At 73.2% G+C, this 18,358-nt stretch carries 16 protein-coding genes; 4 read left to right on the forward strand and 12 right to left on the reverse strand.

Going from position 1 to position 18,358, the window contains the following annotated elements:
* Positions 1-100: 100 nt before the first annotated feature.
* Entirely contained in the window at positions 101-1,555 is a 1,455-nt protein-coding gene (locus tag VT50_RS14840) for an aminotransferase-like domain-containing protein (RefSeq protein ID WP_046088035.1), read from the reverse strand.
* On the opposite strand from VT50_RS14840, the gene VT50_RS14845 reads away from it, so the two are divergent.
* Together VT50_RS14845 and VT50_RS14850 are read left to right on the forward strand one after the other, a co-directional pair.
* Positions 1,554-2,765: a DMT family transporter gene (locus VT50_RS14845; RefSeq protein ID WP_107424804.1), complete on the forward strand. Its 1,212-nt coding sequence runs from the start codon at positions 1,554-1,556 to the stop codon at positions 2,763-2,765. The two genes, VT50_RS14840 and VT50_RS14845, sit on opposite strands and share 2 nt — an antisense overlap.
* 68 nt (positions 2,766-2,833) lie before the next feature.
* Positions 2,834-3,040, forward strand: coding sequence for a DUF1918 domain-containing protein (locus VT50_RS14850; protein WP_046088022.1), 207 nt, complete (start codon positions 2,834-2,836; stop codon positions 3,038-3,040).
* A 64-nt stretch (positions 3,041-3,104) separates the two neighbouring features.
* Here VT50_RS14850 and VT50_RS14855 read toward each other — a convergent pair whose 3' ends face one another.
* Complete coding sequence (locus VT50_RS14855; RefSeq protein ID WP_046088021.1) at positions 3,105-4,337, reverse strand: glycoside hydrolase family 10-like protein; 1,233 nt, start codon at positions 4,335-4,337, stop codon at positions 3,105-3,107.
* 187 nt (positions 4,338-4,524) lie between these two features.
* Between VT50_RS14855 and VT50_RS14860 the strand changes: the two genes are divergently transcribed.
* Positions 4,525-5,382, forward strand: coding sequence for a 3-hydroxybutyryl-CoA dehydrogenase (locus tag VT50_RS14860; protein WP_046088020.1), 858 nt, complete (start codon positions 4,525-4,527; stop codon positions 5,380-5,382).
* 115 nt (positions 5,383-5,497) lie between these two features.
* Here the strand turns inward: VT50_RS14860 and VT50_RS14865 are convergent, their stop codons facing one another.
* The gene (locus VT50_RS14865) at positions 5,498-6,265 is read right to left on the reverse strand and encodes an MgtC/SapB family protein (protein ID WP_046088019.1); all 768 of its coding nucleotides are present in this window, start codon (positions 6,263-6,265) and stop codon (positions 5,498-5,500) included.
* Between the two features lie 253 nt (positions 6,266-6,518).
* Between VT50_RS14865 and VT50_RS14870 the strand changes: the two genes are divergently transcribed.
* Positions 6,519-6,776, forward strand: a complete 258-nt coding sequence (locus VT50_RS14870) for a hypothetical protein (RefSeq protein ID WP_046088018.1) — start codon at positions 6,519-6,521, stop codon at positions 6,774-6,776.
* A gap of 22 nt (positions 6,777-6,798) precedes the next feature.
* Here VT50_RS14870 and VT50_RS14875 read toward each other — a convergent pair whose 3' ends face one another.
* The 9 genes from VT50_RS14875 to rplT all read right to left on the reverse strand — a co-directional run bounded on the left by VT50_RS14875 (position 6,799) and on the right by rplT (position 18,340).
* Positions 6,799-7,329: an NUDIX hydrolase gene (locus VT50_RS14875; RefSeq protein ID WP_046088017.1), complete on the reverse strand. Its 531-nt coding sequence runs from the start codon at positions 7,327-7,329 to the stop codon at positions 6,799-6,801.
* 80 nt (positions 7,330-7,409) lie between these two features.
* Complete coding sequence (locus VT50_RS14880; RefSeq protein ID WP_046088016.1) at positions 7,410-8,747, reverse strand: NsdA family TPR-like regulatory protein; 1,338 nt, start codon at positions 8,745-8,747, stop codon at positions 7,410-7,412.
* A gap of 506 nt (positions 8,748-9,253) precedes the next feature.
* Positions 9,254-10,471 (reverse strand): PP2C family protein-serine/threonine phosphatase, encoded by a 1,218-nt coding sequence (locus tag VT50_RS14885; protein WP_046089410.1) that lies wholly within the window; start codon positions 10,469-10,471, stop codon positions 9,254-9,256.
* A gap of 566 nt (positions 10,472-11,037) precedes the next feature.
* Entirely contained in the window at positions 11,038-11,271 is a 234-nt protein-coding gene (locus tag VT50_RS39005) for a hypothetical protein (protein WP_143645219.1), read from the reverse strand.
* Positions 11,249-13,777 carry a phenylalanine--tRNA ligase subunit beta gene (gene pheT / locus VT50_RS14890; RefSeq protein WP_046089411.1) on the reverse strand — a complete coding sequence of 843 codons (2,529 nt, stop codon included), beginning with the start codon at positions 13,775-13,777 and terminating at the stop codon, positions 11,249-11,251. The genes VT50_RS39005 and pheT overlap by 23 nt, the downstream gene beginning before the upstream one ends.
* Entirely contained in the window at positions 13,777-14,907 is a 1,131-nt protein-coding gene (gene pheS / locus VT50_RS14895) for a phenylalanine--tRNA ligase subunit alpha (protein WP_046089412.1), read from the reverse strand. Before pheS ends, pheT begins: the two co-directional genes overlap by 1 nt.
* Positions 14,908-15,129: 222 nt before the next feature.
* Positions 15,130-16,413 (reverse strand): sensor histidine kinase, encoded by a 1,284-nt coding sequence (locus VT50_RS14900; protein WP_046089413.1) that lies wholly within the window; start codon positions 16,411-16,413, stop codon positions 15,130-15,132.
* A 44-nt stretch (positions 16,414-16,457) separates the two neighbouring features.
* On the reverse strand, positions 16,458-17,291 hold the full coding sequence (locus tag VT50_RS14905; RefSeq protein WP_046089414.1) for a TrmH family RNA methyltransferase: 834 nt from the start codon (positions 17,289-17,291) through the stop codon (positions 16,458-16,460).
* Between the two features lie 665 nt (positions 17,292-17,956).
* Positions 17,957-18,340 carry a 50S ribosomal protein L20 gene (rplT, locus tag VT50_RS14910; protein ID WP_009713826.1) on the reverse strand — a complete coding sequence of 128 codons (384 nt, stop codon included), beginning with the start codon at positions 18,338-18,340 and terminating at the stop codon, positions 17,957-17,959.
* Positions 18,341-18,358: the final 18 nt, after the last annotated feature.

Raw genomic sequence — 18,358 nt, forward strand, 5'->3', positions numbered from 1 at the left:
ACAACGAAAGAGCAGGGCAGAGCCCCGGCACGGGGCCCCGGTTTTGGGAAGGGGCGGGGGGAACAGCCCGCCGCAGTCCGACAAGCCCCGTCGGGCACCCCTAACCCCCGGCCAGTACCTCCTCGCACGCGGTGCGCAACCGCCGTACCCCCTCGGCCAGTTCCCCCGTGCCCGCCACCGACGCGAAGCTCAGCCGCACATGCGGCGCGGGCGGTTCGGCGCAGAAGTACGGGCGGCCGGGGGCGACGGCGACCCCGGCGCGCAGCGCGGCGGAGGCCAGGGCGGCATCGTCGGTGCCCTGGGGCAGCCGTAGCCACAAGTGGTAGCCGCCCGGCGGGACATGGCGCAGCTCCAGCGCGGGCAACTCCCGCCGTACGGCGGTGACAAGCGCCTCGCGGCGGGTGCGCAACTCCGCGGCCACGGTGCGCAGATGACGGGGCCAGGAGGGCGCGCCGACGAGTTCCAGGGCGGCCTCCTGCAGCGGGCGGGGCACGAAGAAGCTGTCGACCACCTGGATCGCGCGCAGCCGCTCCAGCACGGGGCCGCGCGCGGCGAGCGCGCCCACCCGCAGGCTGGGCGAGGTGGCCTTGGTGAGCGAACAGACGTGGACCACCACCCCGTCGGGGTCGTCCGCGGCGAGGGTGGCGGGCAGCGGTGCCGAGTCCTCGTGGACGAGTCGGCGCGCGAAGTCGTCCTCCACCACGAACGCGCCCGCCTCGCGAGCGATCGCGAGCACGTCGCGGCGCCGTTCCGCGGTAAGCAGCGCACCGGTGGGGTTCTGGAACAGCGGCTGGCAGACGAAGACCCGGGCGCCGCTCGCCCGCAGCGCCTCGGCGAGCAGTTCTGGGCGCACCCCGTCGGCGTCCACCGGGACCGGGACGGGGCGCAGCCCGGAGGCGCGGGCGGCGGCGAGCATGCCGGGGTAGGTGGGCGACTCGACGAGGACGGGCGCGCCGGGCGGCGCGAGCGCGCGCAGCGCGCAGGTGAGCGCGGACTGGCCGCCCGCGGTGACCAGGACGTCGGAGGCGCCGAGGGCACCGGCCGGGCCGCCGATCTCGCGGGCGAACCAGGCACGCAGCTCGGGCAGCCCCTCCACCGGCGGGCGGCCCCAGGCGCCGGGCCGCCGCCCGGCGCGGGCCAGGGCGGCGGCCAGCGCCCGTTCGGGCTGGAGGGAGGAGTGCAGATAGCCGCCGTTGAACTCCAGGGTCCCGGGCGGCGGGGCGGCGAGCGTGGCCAGGACGCCGGAGGCGTCCACCGAGCGCGGCACCGACTCACCGGCCGTCTCGACGCTCAGCGCGACCTCCTGCCAGGAGGTGTCGCCCGGCCGTGGCACCCCGGCCCGCGGCCGGTCGGCGCGGAACGCACCGGCACCGGGGCGGGTGACCACCAGCCCTTCGGTGACGAGCGCGGCGAGGGCGCGGGAGACGGTCACCGGGCTCACCCGGTGCCGCTCGACCATGGCCCGGCTGGATGGCAGCTTCTCTCCGGGTGAGTAGCGGTTTAGCTCTCGCCGCAGCGATTCCACGAGTTCAGCCACGCTGCTACGCTGTTGCATGAGAGCAAAGGATAGCGCTACTGATGGCAGCGCGATAGCGGTGAGCGGCGATGCCCCCGCTGCCAGGGGCGATGGCCCCGCCCCTAGGGGCGGCTCCGCCGCGAGTGACAGCCCGGTCGCGGGTGGCGGCTCCGCGCCGGGTAGCGGCCGTACGCCGGGAGACGGCCCCGCCCCGGGCGGTGGCCCCGCCCCCGGCGGCGGCTCCGCCCGAGGTGGTCCCGGCCGGAGCGACCCCCACGCGCTCCCGACACCGTTCGCGCTCCGTACCGGCACCCTGCTCGCCGTACTCGGAGTGGCCGCCTTCTCGCTCACCTTTCCCGCCACCGCCTGGGCGCTCACCGGCCTCGGGCCCTGGTCGGTGACCACCTGCCGGGTGGTGCTCGCGGCACTGATCGCGGGCGGGGCGCTGGCCGCCCTGCGGGTTCCGGTGCCGGACCGCCGTCACTGGCCCGGGCTGTTGGTCGTCGCGGCCGGGGTCGTCGTGGGTTTCCCGCTGCTGACCACGCTCGCCCTGGAGACCTCCACCACCGCGCACGCGGCCGTGGTGGTCGGCCTGCTGCCGCTCACCACCGCCGTCTTCTCGGCCGTACGCACCGGGGTGCGGCCCTCGCGGGTGTTCTGGGCGGCGGCGCTGGCCGGGGCCGCGGTCGTGATCGCCTTCGCGGTGCAGCAGAGCGGCGGAGCGCTCACCACCGGCGATCTGTATCTGTTCGGCGCGCTGGTGGTCTGCGCGGCGGGCTACACCGAGGGCGGCCGACTGGCCAGTCATATGCCGGGCTGGCAGGTGATCGGCTGGGCGCTGGTGGGCTGTCTGCCGCTGTCGGCGCCGGGCGCGGCGCTCGCGCTGCTGGGCGAGGACGTCCACCTCGGCGGCCGTGCGGTGGCCGGGGTGCTGTGGCTGGCGGCCGGTTCGCAGTTCGTGGGCCTGGTGGTCTGGTACCGGGGGATGGCCGCCATCGGGGTGGCCAGGGCCAGCCAGCTCCAACTGGCCCAGCCACTGCTCACCCTGGTGTGGTCGGTGCTGCTGCTCGGCGAGACGCTGACCCCCGCGGCCCCGATCGCCGCCGTCGCGGTGCTGGTGTGCATCGGGGTGACACAGCGGGCCCGGGTCCCGGCGGGCGCGGCACGGGCTTCCGCCCCCGGCCGGACCCCCCAAGCCGTGGACCGGAATCACCCCCCGGCGGGAGCAAACCAGGACAACCGGCCATAGACTTGCCTCAGGGATCGCATTGCCCTCAGCAGACCGTATTGCCCTCCAGCGGACGGGAGGTCACGCACATGGAGGCGACCGTAGGCGACAAGCTGCTGGTGCACGGCAGGGTTGTCGGAATTCACGATCGTGTAGCGGAGATCATCGAAGTGCTCGGGAACAACGGGGAACCGCCTTACCGCGTGCGTTTCGAGGACGACGGACACGAGTGCCTGTTCTCCCCCGGGCCCGACTCGGTCGTCCGCCACCTGGCCGCCGGGCCCGGGCAGCGATAGCAGCCCCCGCACCCACCGGACAGCGATAGCCGCCCCCGCGCCCACTGGGCAAGGGCGGCCCGGGTCAGCGGGGCGGACGGACGCGATGCGGATAGTGGTCGGCGACCACGCGCGCCATGGCGCCGCTGGGATCGGCGGCCACTTCCTTCGCCGAGAAGTACACATTGCCGCGCACCCGGGGAAAGCCCCGGCCGAAGGTGAGGTGCCGGGACAGCTCCGCCGGATCCTGCCAGGGCGCGGGCTGCGCCGGATCGCCCGCCTTGTAGAGCGCCTCGCCGATGTAGAGGTTCACCCCGGTGCCCCGGACCGCCTCCGACCACCAGGGGACCAGCGCAGCGTAGTCGGCGGCGGCGAAGCCGATGTTCCAGTACACCTGCGGGACGACGTAGTCCAGCCATCCCCGCCGCACCCAGCCACGGGTGTCCGCGTAGAGGTCGTCATAGGTCTGCACCCCCGCCGTGGTGGCGGAACCGAGCGGGTCGGTCGCCTGGTTGCGCCAGACGCCGAAGGGGCTGATGCCGAACCGCACCCGCCGCCCCCGCCGTTTGACGCGCGCCGCCGTCTCGTACACCAGGCGGTCGATGTTGTCGCGCCGCCAGGCCGCGCGGTCCGGGAAGCCCGCACCGTAGCGCGCGTACGCCGCGTCGTCGTCGAAGACCTCACCGGCCACCGGATACGGGTAGAAGTAGTCGTCCCAGTGGACACCGTCGATGTCGTAGCGCGCCACCGCGTCCAGCATGGCGTCCTGGACGAACCGGCGGACCTCGGGCAGCCCGGGGTTGTAGTAGAGCTTCCCGCCGTACGGCACCACCCACTCGGGGTGCACCCGGGCCGGATGGGTGGGGATCAGCCGTGACGGGTCGGTGTGGTTGGCGATCCGGTACGGGTTGAACCAGGCGTGCAGCTCCAGACCGCGCCGGTGCGCCTCGCGCACGGCGGTGCCCAGCGGATCCCAGCCCGGGTCCTTGCCCTGGACACCGGTGAGGCAGTCCGCCCACGGCTCGTACGGTGAGGGCCACAGCGCGTCCGCCGTCGGCCGCACCTGGAAGACCACCGCGTTGAGCCGGCGGCTGACGGCGGTGTCGAGGAAGCCCAGCAGCTCTCCCCGCTGCTGCGCCGCGGGGAGACCGGGCCTGGACGGCCAGTCGCGGTTGGCGACGGTGGCCAGCCACATCCCGCGGAACTCGGGCCGGTGTACACCACCCCGCCCCTCCGCCAGCGCGTCGCCCGCCGTGACGGTGGCGGCGAGGGCTCCGGCGGCCGCCGCCGTGAGACTTCTGCGCGAGATCCGACCCATGAAACTCCACTCCTCGCCCCAGGGACCTGCACGGCAACTCCCGCTGATGATGGAGCCCTTGTGGGTCGCCCGGCAATGCCTACCGCGAATCCCGGGACCGGCCCGCCACCTACCGATAACCGGAGGGTAACGTCTGGGGCGACAGGGGGACGACACAACGGACGGTTGGACCAGCGAAAGGCACGATGTGACCGACATCGAACGCGTCGGAGTGGTGGGCTGTGGCCAGATGGGTGCGGGCATCGCGGAGGTGTGCGCCCGATCCGGCCTGGACGTCATGGTCGCGGAGACCACGGGCGAGGCCCTGGAGATAGGGCGCACCCGGCTGACCAACTCCCTCGGGAAGGCCGCGGAGCGCGGCAAGATCACCGAGGAGCAGCGCGACGCGACGCTGGACCGGCTGAGCTTCACCACGGATCTGGGGGAATTCGCCGACCGCGATCTGGTGATCGAGGCGGTCGTCGAGAACGAGCAGATCAAGACGGAGATCTTCCAGGTCCTCGACCAGGTGGTGACCCGCCCGGACGCGATCCTCGCCTCCAACACCTCCTCCATCCCGCTGGTCAAGCTGGCCGTCGCCACCTCCCGCCCGGACCAGGTGATCGGCATCCACTTCTTCAACCCGGCGCCGGTGCAGGCGCTGGTGGAGCTGATCCCGGCGCTCACCACCGGTGACGAGACCGTCAAGCGCGCCGAGGCGCTGGTCGGCGACGTCCTGGGCAAGCACGCCATCCGCGCCCAGGACCGCGCGGGGTTCGTGGTCAACGCGCTGCTCATTCCGTATCTGCTCTCCGCCATCCGGATGTTCGAGTCCGGGATCGCCAGCCGCGAGGACATCGACAACGGCATGGAGCTGGGCTGCGCCCATCCGATGGGCCCCCTGAAGCTGTCCGATCTGATCGGCCTGGACACCATCGCGGCGATCGCCGACTCGATGTACGAGGAGTACAAGGAGCCGCTGTACGCCGCTCCCCCGCTGCTGCTGCGGATGGTGGACGCGGGCCGTATGGGCCGCAAGACGGGCTCGGGCTTCTACACCTACTGAGCGGGCGTTCCGCGAGGTGACCGCTGGGTCACGGCCGTGACCGCGTTACGGCACGGACCGGCGCTCGCCGACGCCCTCGTTGCCGCGGCATCGTCGCTCGGAACCGTCGGGTTCGTCAGTCCGAGCCGTCGAGGTCGCGGCCCGCGTCCGCGCCGAAGACGCCGTCGAGCTCGGAGATCTCCCCGACCAGCCGGAGGACGTCCCCGGTGCCCTCGAGGGCGAGCGCCACCTCGGCGACGCCGGTATCGGCGGGCTGGGCCTCCTCCTCGGCCCGGACGATCCGGGTGGTGCGGTCCCGGCCCTTCCACGGCGCCCGGTCCACCCGGACCCGCAGCACCTTGTACCCGGCGGCCGTGCACAGCTCCAGCACGCGCGGCAGCAGCCCGGCGCCCACCCGGTACGAGAGCTGCAGCTCCACCCGTTCCGCCGACCAGACGGTCGGCAGCCGACGGGTGAGCACCGGATAGCCCCTGATCACCAGGAAGTGCACCGCGGTGGCCGCGGTGGCCAGCAGGGCCAGACCACCGCCGCAGGCCATGCCCACCGCACAGGTGAGCCAGACGGTCGCGGCGGTGGTCAGTCCGCGGACGGCGTCCCTCCGGACGAAGATCAGGCCGCCGCCGATGAAGCCGATACCGGAGACGATCTGCGCCGCCACCCGCGAGGGGTCGAGGTTGACGTGGTCGCGGAGCAGCACATCGGCGAAGCCGTACTGGGAGACCTGCATGAACAGCGCGCTGCCCACACCCACCAGGGTGTGGGTGCGCAGCCCGGCGCTCTTCTGCTGCACCGCCCTCTCGAGCCCGATCAGGGTGGACAGCACCAGCGCGACGCCGAGCTCGGCGAACTGCCGCACTCCCTGGTCGGCGCCGAATTCCCACATCGGAGCGGCGATCAGTAGCACATCCGTCCCTTCTGTCCGGTCTGCCCCACCCTCACGGTCCCTTCCCCGACCGCGATCCCCCATGGGTACCCGCTGAGCACCCCCTGAGTACCCGCTGAGTACCGCCTTTCGCACGGGGTGTGCGCCGGTGACTCACACACCATCCCCACACACGCTCCCGCACCACCTGGGCATGCGCTTGACTCGGAGCATCACCACTGCATGGACGTTACATCCGGAAGGGGATCAACCCGTGACCACCGAGCCCGAGCAAGCCGCCTTAGCCGTGGAGCTCGCGGAACTGCGCCGGACCGTCGAAGTGGGGTTCACCCGCGTCGACGGCCGGCTCGCCCTGCTCGACCACCGCGGAGAGCAGGCTGAGGAGGACGTGAACCAACTGGGCGGGCGGATGCGGACGCTGGAGCACGGACGCTGGCCGCTGCCCTCCATCGCCGCCCTGACCGGGGTGTCCGCCCTGGCCATCGCGGTATGGCAGGCGGCGGGACGCTAGCCAGGACGGCCGTGGGTCCGGTCTAGCCGAGCCTGATGTGATGGAGCAGCAGCAGCGCGGCCGCCATATTGGCCGCGGGCACCTCACCCCGCGCCACCAGGTCGGGCACCAGCTTCAGCGGCACCCACTCGCGGCGGTCCGATTCGAAGTCGTCCTCCGGGTGCCCGACGTACGACGCCTCCTCGGCCCAGTAGATGTGGTGCCGTGCGTCGGTGAGCCCGTTGGACGGCTCGACGGAGAGCAGATGGCGCAGCGGGCCGGGCCGCCAGCCGGTCTCCTCCTCCATCTCCCGGGCCGCGGCGCCCGCGACGTCCTCACCGTCCTCGACGACACCCGCGGCCAGCTCCCAGCCCCAGGCGTCGGTGATGAACCGGTGCCGCCACAGCAGCAGCACCTCGTTGGCCGCGTTCACCGCGGTGGCCACGGCCACCGGGCGCAGCCGGATCAGATAGTGATCGAGTTGACGTCCGTCGGGGAGCCGGACATCGGCGAGGTTGACCCGGAACCATCGGTTCTCGTACACGGTCCGCTCCCTGAGGTTCTTCCAGCGCACTGTCAGCCACCTTTCGTCGCACGGGAGGCCATCCTGGGCCACCCGCTGACGAGAGTGCGGACCCGCGAGCGGAACCGCGGTCACAGAGGGACGCGCAGTGCCCCGTCGATGAGTTCGGCGGCCTCGGCCGTGGCGGCGCTTCCGCTGGCCGCGAGGTGTTCCCGTACCGCCCGCAGCCGGTCGCGTAACCGCTGGGACTCCATGCCCCGCGCCCGCTCGGTCATCTCCACCGCGGTGGCTCCCGCCCGGTCCATATCGCCCTGGCGCAGCTCGATATGGGTGAGCATGGCGAGCCGGTGCACCCGGCCCCGGTCGTGGGCGGGGGTGCCGACCGCGGCGGTGGCGTGCTCACGGGCGCCACCGAGGTCGCCGAGGCTCAGCAGCGCCTCGGCCACCTGGACGTTCACCAGACCCGGCTGGACATAGCCGGTCTCGTCAGGCTCCTGGCCCGGTCTGATCCGGTCGGCGGCGGTCTCGGCGCGCCGGATGCAGGACAGCGCCCCGGCGCCGTCGCCGAGCCGGGCGTACGCCTTGGCCTGCATGGCGTAGAGGTCGGCGGCGAGCGCGGGGGTGATCTGGGAACCCGCGGCGCGCAGCGCCGACTCGGCGAAGGCGACCGCCTGCCGGTATTCCTTCATGAACAGGGACTGGTTGACCAGCAGCGCTATCACATACGCGCCCAGGCCCCGGTCGCCGCTCGCCTTGGCGAGCCGCAGCGCCTGGTGGAAGTAGCGCTGGGCCAGGCCGTGCGTATTGGAGTCGTAGGCGCAGATCCCGGCGATGGCGACGAGGCCGCCGGTGGCGCGGTGGAGCTGACGGCCGGTGTCGTCGGCGTACGCGCCGCGCAGCAGGGGCGCCGCCTCGGAGTTGAGGAACCCCACCACCCGGGTCCTGGTCGCGACGCCACCGGCCTTGCGGTACATCTGCTCGTAGTGGGCTCGGGCGGCGCGCAGCGTCTCGATGTCGGTCATGCTGACGCGGGTCAGCCCGCGCCGGGAGACATCGGAGTCCTCGGGAGGGTTCTCCCACTCCCACACCGGGATGACGGCGGGGGTGCCGGTGACCGCCGGGGCCTCGACGACATGCGGGCGCTGCTGTTCGTCGGAGCGCCACAGTGCGGTGGCCCGCTCGACGAATCCGGAGAGCGGGGTGGCGGGGCCGCGGACGCTGCCGGGGGTGCCGAGGCCGATGTCGTCCAGGGTGAGGGCGCGGTGCAGCCGCTCGCCCAGCACCTCGCAGATGAGGTCGGGCACCTGGCCGCGCGGCCGCTGGCCCTTCAGCCACCGGGCCACCGCGGTGTGTTCGTACCGCAGCTTCATCCCCCGGGCCCGGCCCGCCTCATTGACGTGCGCGGCCAGTCCCGCGTGGGAGACCCCGGCCTCGTCGAGCACGGAGTCGAGCAGTGTGTTGGGCTCCATCTCGCCCTCCCGAAGCGCTCGGTGGCGCCAGCGTAGTGGAGGGCGGTTCGCACGGGGTGTGAACGGGAGCGGGGGCCCGGCGGGGCCGTTTCCCCCACCCCGCACCTACCCGATCCCATGGGCCCCGCCCCTGGACCCCTTGACGCCAGGGCGCACCCCCGGCAGGGGAAGGGGCGGAGCCCCGGTTTTGGGGGCCGGGGCAGAGCCCGGTTTCGGGGCCCGGGGTAGAGCCCCGGCCCGGCGTCTGGAGCGGAGCCCCGGTTTCGCGGCTTGGGCAAAGCCCCGCCCGGCACTTGGAACGTAGCCCCGACTCCGCGACTTGCAGCAGAGCCTCGGCCCGGAGTCCGGGGCAAAGCCCCCGGTACGGGGCCTGGGGCAAGGCCCCGGCACAAAATCCGGGCCGGAGCCCCGACTCCGCGGCCTGGAGCAGGGCCTCAGGCCGGGGTCTGGGGCGGTGCCCCGGTTTTGGGGAGGGTGGTGGGGAGGGGAGCCGTTCGCCGCAGGTGTCACGGTTGGTGGGCGTCGGCGGCGGGGCGGGGGGCGGTCGTGGGGGCCGAGAGCGGGCAGTGGTCGTAGCGCAGGGCGAGCAGCGCGACATCGTCGGCGAGCCGATCGCCCGTGTGGCGCAGCAGCGCCGAGCGCACCCCCGCCACGACCGCCGCGGGCACGAGCGGTCCGGCACCCGCGGCCTCGGACAGGGCGCGGCGCAGCGGGAAGAACGTGCCGTGGGCATCGCGGGCGTCCTCGGCACCGTCGGTGTGCAGCACCAGGGTGTCGCCGGTCTCCAGGGAGCCCCAGCACGCGGTCGGGAGGTCGGCCGGGAGCGGGAAGAGGCCGAGCGGGGGCAGCACCTCGCCGGGCGCGGTCTGCCGGGCCAGGGCCGGGCCCACGGGCTGTTCGCGGAGGCGGTACGGCCAGGGGTGGCCGCAGTTGAGCGCGGTGACCTCGCCGTCCCGGCCCACCTCCAGCAGCAGTACGGTCACGAACTCCTCGTCCACGTGGCTGCCTTGCGGGCACTCCCCGTCGGCGCGGGCCCGAAGATGGCGTTCCAGAGCACGGTCGAGCCGCCGCAGCACCCCGCTGAGCCGGGGTTCCTCGTGCGCGGCCTCGCGGAAGCTGCCGAGGACGGCGGCCACCGTGCCGATCGCGGCGAGGCCGTGCCCGCGCACATCGCCGATGATGACGCGGAGGCCGTACGGGGTGGCCAGCGCCTCATACAGATCACCGCCGACGGCGGCGCCCCGGCTGGCCGACAGATGGCCGCCCGCCAGCTCGATGCCGTTCAGCCGGGCCGGGAGTGGCCGCAGCACCACGTCCTGCGCCGCGGCGGCCACCGCACGGACCTCCTCCAACTCGCGGACCAGCCGCTTCTTGCGGCCCGCCGTGAGACAGCCGCCGAGGGCCACGCCGACGATGGCGCAGCAGCTGAGCAGTGGGGCATGCGGCTCCGTCACCTCGCCATCGGGCTCAAGCGCGGTCGCGGGGGCGAGGGCGAACAGCAGCCCGGCGCCGCCGAGCAGCAGAACGCATCTGCGGCGGCCACCGCTCGCGCAGGCGATGGCGGGTGCCGCGGCGAGGACGGGGACGGCCTCGGTGTGGTGCGGGGTCAGCAGTTCCCAGCAGATGACGCCGAGCATCCACAGACAGGCGACGGCGCGGGCGGCCCCCCGCACGCTCCGTGCCTTCCGTACGAACGCGCCGCCGACTGCCGATGTCCCGATCATGTGTCGCCCCCAACGCCGGCCAATGAGGCGGTCGGCCGGGCCCCCGGACGGTCGGTCCCGCATGGGCCGTACGACCGGCACGATTCTTGCGACAGCTTCTGCCAATTGGACCAGCCGCCTCCGCATCTCACCTGATCGGGTGACTACGGCGTGGGTGGCCACCCGAACATGCCGCCGTTCCGCGGACGGATGTCGGCTGTTTGCCGTTGACCGAACGGGGGTGGGTCTCGCGGCCCCGGACGCCCAGTCGGGACACCCCGCCCCGGACACCCATCACCGCCGTGACAACGAGCCGCCCGGCGGCCGGGCTACGCGCACCAGCCGGAGGGCGGGCTCGATCATCGGTGCGACGACGGCCCGCGCGGGGAGTGGGCGACGTGCCCCCGGCAAAGCTTCCGGATACGCCACCGACGACGGCCCCCGCGCCACGCCGCTGGTTCCCAGCACCACCGTGACGGGGCGGATGTGCTCGGCCACGCCCGGCCAACCCGCCGCACCACGGGCGGGGGCGGCTCTTCGCCAGGGCGCCCGACCGGGCCCGGTCAGCGGCGGAGGGACGGGTGGCGTCAGGCTCCGCGCAAGGTGGCACCCGTACGCTCAGCCGCCACCGACACCACGGCGTCACGGGACGCGGCCACCTCCTCCGCGGTCAGCCTGCGACCCTCGGCGCGGAAGCGCAGCGCGCAGCTCGGCGGGACCAGCCGCGGCACCTGCCGGGGAACGGCGGAGGGGCGCGCCCATTGGGTATGGGCGCGCCCCTCCGGGGTGGTGGTGGCGTCAGGCTCCGCGCAAGGTGGCACCCGTACGCTCAGCGGCCACCGACACCGCGGCGTCACGGGACGCGGCGATCTCCTCGGCGGTCAGCGTGCGGTCCGGCGCGCGGAAGCGCAGTGCGTAGGCCAGCGACTTACTGCCCTCGCCCAGCTGCTCACCGGTGAAGACGTCGAACAGGCGGAGGGATTCGAGCAGTTCCCCCGCGCCCTGGCGCAGCGCCGTCTCGACCTCGGCCGCGGGCACGGACGCGTCCACGACCAGCGCGACGTCCTGGGTGGCCACCGGGAACGTGGAGACGTGGGGCGCCTCCACACGGCCGGTGCCCGCCCGCTCCAGACGGTCGAGCTCGATCTCCATGGCACAGGTGCGCTCGGGCAGGCCCAGGGCCTTGGTGACCCGGGGGTGGAGCTCGCCCGCGTTGCCGACAAGGATCTCCTCGCCGTCGACGACGGTCAGCAGCGCGGCGCAGCGGCCCGGGTGCCACGGGTCCTGCTGGTCCTGGCGGACGATCAGCTCGGCACCCGCCTCGCGGGCCACGACCCGGCCCGCCTCGATGGCGTCGGCCCAGCTCACCGGGGTGCCCGTGCCCCACCAACCGGCCTGCTCGCGGTCGCCCGCGAGGACGGCGGCGGCGCGGCGCGGCTGGTGCGGCAGCGCCGCGTCGAGCTCGCAGATCTGCTCGTCGGTGGGGCGGCGGTCGACGGGCAGGACGGCCGCGGGCGGCTCGTCACCGGTGGCGCGGAAGACCAGACCCGTCTCGAAGAGCGCGAGGTCGTGCTCGCCACGGCCGACATTGCGGCGCAGCGCGCCGAGCAGCCCGGGCAGCAGCGTCGTACGGAGCGCGGGCTCGGCGTCCGACAGCGGGTTGACCAGCCGGACCAGATCGCGCCGCGGATCGTCGGCGGCCAGCCCGAACTGGTCAAGGACCTCCTCGCCGAGGAACGGATAGTTCAGCGCCTCGACATATCCAGCCCCGGCCAGCGCCCGGCCGACCCGGCGGTGCAACCGCTGACGCTCGGTCAGTCCGCGCCCGGCGGGGGGCTGGGGCAGGGTCGAGGGGAGGTTTTCGTACCCCTCGAGCCGGATGACCTCCTCGGCCAGGTCGTTGGGGTCGGTGAGGTCGGGCCGCCAGCTGGGCACGGTGACGGTGAGGTCGTCGGCGCCGTATACGTCACAGCCGATCTGCTGGAGCCTGCGCACCACGGTCTCGCGGCCGTACGACACCCCCGCGACCTTGTCCGGGTGGTCGGCGGGCAGCGTGATGGTGTGCGGGGCGCGGGGCGCGGTGATCTCGGTGACGCCCACCTCCGCGGTGCCGCCCGCGAGCAGCACCAGCAGATCGACGGTGCGCTGCGCGGCGGCCGAGGTGGCCTCGGGGTCGACGCCGCGCTCGAACCGGCGGGACGCCTCGGAGGACAGCTTGTGGCGGCGGGCGGTGCGGGCGACCGGGACCGGGGCGAAGTGGGCGGCCTCGATGACCACCTCGGTGGTGCCCGCCACCCGGCCGGACCCGGGGTCGGCGGCGGTGTCCGCGATCTCGGTGTTGGCGCCGCCCATCACTCCGGCGAGCCCGATGGGGCCGCCCTCGTCGGTGATGACGAGGTCTTCGGCGTCCAGCACGCGCTGGGTGCCGTCGAGCGTGGTGAGCTTCTCGCCCGGCTCCGCGCGGCGCACCCCGATCGCCCCGCTGACCCGGGAGCGGTCGTAGGCGTGCAGCGGCTGGCCCAGTTCGAGCATCACGTAGTTGGTGATGTCGACGGCGAGCGAGACCGGGCGCATCCCGGCCTTCTGGAGCCGGCGCTTGAGCCAGATCGGGGACTGCGCCTCGGGGTCGAGCCCGGTGACCGTGCGGGCGGTGAAGCGGTCGCAGCCGAGCGGATCGGCGACCTCGACCGGATAGCCGTGGCCGTTGGGCGCGGGCACGTCGAGGAGGGCCGGGTCGCGCAGCGGCAGCTCGTAGGCGGTCGCGGTCTCGCGGGCGACCCCGCGCAGCGACAGGCAGTAGCCCCGGTCCGGGGTGACGGCGATGTCAAGGACCTCGTCCACCAGCTCCAGCAGCTCGATGGCGTCGGTGCCGACCTCGTGCTCCGGCGGGAGCACGATGATGCCGTGGGTGCCGTCGTCGCCCATGCCCAGCTCGTCGCTGGAGCAGATCATGCCGTGCGAGACCTTGCCGTAGGTCTTGCGCGCGGAGATCGCGAAGCCGCCGGGCAGCTCGGCGCCGGGCAGTACGACCACGACCTTGTCGCCGACCGCGAAGTTCCGGGCGCCGCAGACGATCTCCTGCGGCTCACCGGTGCCGTTCGCCCCACCGACGTCCACGGTGCAGAAGCGGATCGGCTTCTTGAAGCCCTCCAGCTCCTCGATGGTCCGCACCTGCCCGACGACCAGGGGGCCCTTGAGCCCGGCGCCAAGCTGCTCGACCGTCTCGACCTCGAGCCCGGCGGCGACGAGTTTGGCCTGTACGTCACGGCCGGTCTCACCGGCGGGCAGGTCGACGTACTCCCGCAGCCAAGAAAGCGGGACCCGCATCAGATCTCCATCCCGAAGGGCCGGGTGAAGCGCACATCACCCTCGACCATGTCTCGCATGTCTTCCACGTTGTGCCGGAACATCAGCATCCGCTCGATGCCGAAGCCGAAGGCGAAACCGCTGTACCTGTCCGGGTCGACACCGCAGGCGATGAGCACCCGCGGGTTGACCATCCCGCAGCCGCCCAGCTCGATCCAGCCCTCGCTGGAGCAGGTGCGGCAGGGCCGGTCCGGATTGCCCACGGACTCGCCGCGGCACACGTAGCACAACATGTCCATCTCGGCGGACGGCTCGGTGAACGGGAAGAAGTTCGGCCGCAGCCGGGTGGACATGCCCTCACCGAACAGCGCCCGCACCATGTGGTCGAGCGTGCCCTTGAGGTCGGCCATGGTCAGGCCCTCGTCGATGGCCAGCAGCTCGACCTGGTTGAAGACGGGGGTGTGGGTGGCGTCCAGCTCATCGGTGCGGTAGGTGCGGCCCGGGCAGATCACATAGATGGGCGGCTCGCGGTCGATCATCGACCGGATCTGCACCGGCGAGGTGTGGGTGCGCAGCACCACACCGGACCCCTCAGCGTCGCCGTCGCCCTTCGCGCCGCGCACGAAGAAGGTGTCCTGCATCTCGCGGGCGGGGTGGTCGGGCGGGAAGTTGAGCGCGTCGAAGTTGAACCACTCGGCCTCCACCTCGGGGCCCTCGGCCACCTCGTAGCCCATGGCCACGAAGACGTCCTCGATGCGCTCGGAGAACGTGGTGATCGGGTGGCGGGCACCGGCCGGGGTGCGGTCGTACGGCAGGGTGACGTCCACCGCCTCCTCGACCAGCACCCGGGCGTCCCGCTCCGCCTCCAGCTCCTCCTGGCGGGCCTTCAGCGCCTGGTTGACCTGGCCGCGGGCCTGGCCGACGCGCTTGCCCGCGTCCGCCTTGGCGTGCGGCGGCAGGGCGCCGATCTCGCGGTTGGCGAGCGCCAGCGGGGAGCGGTCGCCGGTGTGGGCGACCTTCACCTCGCGCAGCGCCTCGAGGTCCCCGGCGGCGGCGATGGCGGCAAGCGCCTCGTCCCGCCTGCGGGCGATCTCTTCCGGTTTCAGTGCCTCGACCTCGACAGGGTCGTACGACTTATTGGGTGCCGACATCTCTTCCCGTGCTTCCGTTTGTCCCCCAGCTACCGCTGGGAGGTGCCCCCCGGCTGCGCGACCCCGGCTCGACTGGCTGCGACCGCTGCGCCCCGTGCAGGGGACGCCAAAGGTGCCAAAGCCCGAGTCTAAGGGGCGCGCGAGGGGTGCTGTTCCGGGGGACGCCGCGCGACGGCCGCCGCGGTCGGGGTCCGCCCCGTGCTGGAGGAGCCCGTGGGTGGATCAGGCCAGATAGGCCGGGGTGCCCACGGGCAGGGTAAATCGGAACTCCGCGCCGCCGCCGCGGGCCCGGTCGACGGTGATCGTGCCGCCGTGGGCCTCGACGATGCCCTTGACGATGTAGAGCCCCAGGCCGGTGCCGCCGCGCTTGCTGCCCCGCCAGAAGCGGGTGAAGACGCGGCTCATCGACTCCTCCGGGATACCGGGGCCCTCGTCGCTCACGATGACGGCGGTCCTTTCGACAGTGGGGCTTTCGGTGGGGCTTTCAGCGGAGCCTTCCGCGACCGGCGTGGCCGACGTGGCTGGCGTAGCTGGTGTGTCTGGCCTGGCCGATGCGGGCGCTATATCAATAGTGACCGTTCCCTCACCGTGGCGCACCGCGTTTTCCAGCAGGTTGCCCAGCACCTGATCGATCTTGTCCGGATCGGCCCACAGTCTGGGCAGCGGCCCCCTGACCCTGATCAGGAACCGCTCGGCGGTGTGCCCGGCCGCGGTGAGCGCCTGCACATGGCGGCGGACGGCGGCGGCGAGGTCCACGGGCTGGCGGCGCACCTCCAGCCGGCCGGAGTCGATCCGGGAGATGTCAAGCAGCTCGGCGATCAGCCGGGTGACCCGGTTGGCGTCGGCGTCGACGGTCTCCAGCATCAGCCGCTTCTGGTCGTCGGTGAACCGCTCCCACTTGGCCAGCAGCGTGGCCGTGAACCCCTTCACGGACGTCAGCGGCGAGCGCAGCTCATGGGCGACGGTCGCGATCAGCTCGGCATGGCTGCGCTCGGTGCGGCGGCGGGCCTCGGTGCCCCGCAGACAGACCACCACCCGGCGCACCGGCCCGGTGGGCCGCTCGCGCACATAGCGGGCCGAGACCAGCACCTCGCGGCCGCCCGGCAGCAGTAGGTTCCGCTCGGGCTGACCGGCCCGGATGGCCAGCCCGCCATAGGGATCGGTCAGCGTCCACCAGCGCCGCCCGTCCAGGTCCTCTAACGGCAGGGCCACCTCGAGCCGACGGCCGATCGCGTCCGCGGGGTCGGTGGCGGTGATCCGGGCAGCCGCCGCGTTGAAGCATGTGACCAGGCCGGTCTCGTCGGCCACCACCAGGCCGTCGGGCAGGTCGTCGGGGTGCGGTGCGCGGGAGTGCGGCGCGCCGCCGGGCGCCGTGTGGTGCCCCTCGTGGTGGGCCTCGCCTTGCTCCCCGCCGGGCGGCTCCGCTCCGGTCGAATCCACTCCGGGCGGCTCCGCTCCGGGCGCACGGGCTTCGGCCGCCCTGGCGCCGGAGGCCCTGACGTCCATCCCCACACCCCCTCTCGGGTCCCCTCCCAGAGGGGGCAACCCTACTAGGTCGATGTGACGGAGCGGCACCCTGCGGGAGCGCGCTGCGCACGAGCGGAGGCGTAGAGGCACACGGCGGCGGCCGTGGCGAGGTTGAGGCTCTCGGCCCTGCCGTGAATCGGAACGCGCACCACCTCGTCCGCGAGTGCGCGGGTAGCCTCCGGCAGGCCCCATGCCTCATTGCCGAAGATCCAGGCGGTGGGGGCGCCCAGCAGCCCGTCGTCCAGCTCGGAGTCCAGGTCCCGCTCGCCCGCCCCGTCCGCGGCCAGCACCCGCGCCCCAGCCTCCCGCAGCCCGCTCACCGCGCGCCCGACGGGTACGCCGACGGCGACGGGGAGGTGGAAGAGGGAGCCCACGGAGGCGCGTACGGCCTTGGGGTTGTACGGATCCACGGAGGCGTCCGTCAGCACCACCGCATCCGCCCCTGCGGCGTCGGCGCACCGCAGCACGGTTCCGGCGTTGCCGGGGTCGCGGACGTTCGCGAGCACGGCGACGAGCTTCGGCCGGGCGGCCAGGATCTCCTCGAACGGCGAGTCCAGGAAGCGGCACAGCCCGACGATGCCCTGGGGGGTGACCGTGTCGGACATCTCCGCGACCACGTCATCGGCCGCGGTGAGCACCGGGACGTCCGCGGCGCGGGCGGCGTCAAGGATCTCCTGGTGCCGCCCGGCGGCCTCGGGGGTGACGTACACCTCCACGAGATGCGCGATGGCCTCGCGTACGGCCTGCGGCCCCTCGACGATGAACCGCCGCTCCTTGCCGCGGAAGCTGCGCTTGGCCAGGCGCCGGGCGGCGGTGACGCGTGGCGATCGCAGGGACGTCAATTCGGGGATCGCCATGGGGTCGCGTGCGCTTTCTCGTGTGGTGGTGTGGTGATGGCAGGGGCCAGGGGTCTTCCCCCACCCCGCCCCTTCCCGAAACCGGGGCCAAGCCCCGGCCCCCGGAAGGAGCAGCGGCACACCCGGCCACGGGCATCGTCTCGGGGGCAGAAACGCACCCACCTGCGGGCCTCGTCCCGCAGGGCGAGTTCCCCCACCCCGCCCCGCCCCTTCCCGAAACCAGGGTCAAGCCCCGGCCCCCGGGAAGGGGCAGCGGCGCACCCGGCCATGCCGGGGCAAGTCCCAGGCCCCGGCCGCAGGGGCAGCGGGACGCGTCCAGCCACAGGCGGCCGACCCGCGGAACAGAACCCACCCCCGTTGTGGGCAATCGTCCCGCGGGGCGGGACGGGTGGGCACAACCCGGCCACCGGCCCGCACCCGGGGGCGAAACCCCAAGCGGCACAACCCGGCCACCGGGCCGCACCCGAGGGCGAAACCCAAGGGCGCAGCGGGCGCACCCGCACAGCGGAACGGAAAGGCACGACCCGGCCGCCGGGGCGCCCTCAGGAGCGAGACCTCCAGCAGGCACGACCCGGCCGCCGGGGGCGCACCCGGGGCGTTGATGTGGGTGGACCCGCAGGTGATGTCTCACCTGCGGGTCCACTCGGCAACGCTCAGCGCAGCGCTTACGCGGCCTTCGGCGCGTTGACATCGCTCGGCAGCGCCTTCTGCGCAGCCTCCACCAGTGCCGCGAACGCATTCGCGTCGTTGACCGCGAGGTCCGCCAGAATCTTGCGGTCGACCTCGATGTTCGCGGCCTTCAGACCTTGGATGAAGCGGTTGTACGTCATGCCATTGGCGCGGGCAGCGGCGTTGATGCGCTGGATCCACAGCTGGCGGAAGTCGCCCTTGCGCTTCTTGCGGTCGTTGTAGTTGTAGACCAGGGAGTGGGTGACCTGCTCCTTGGCCTTGCGGTACAGGCGGGAGCGCTGGCCCCGGTAGCCGCTCGCCTGCTCGAGGATCGCCCGGCGCTTCTTGTGGGCGTTGACTGCCCGCTTGACGCGTGCCACTTGTTAACTCCTTGTACG

This window comes from Streptomyces antioxidans (genome assembly GCF_000968685.2).
Taxonomy (GTDB): Bacteria; Actinomycetota; Actinomycetes; order Streptomycetales; family Streptomycetaceae; genus Streptomyces; species Streptomyces antioxidans.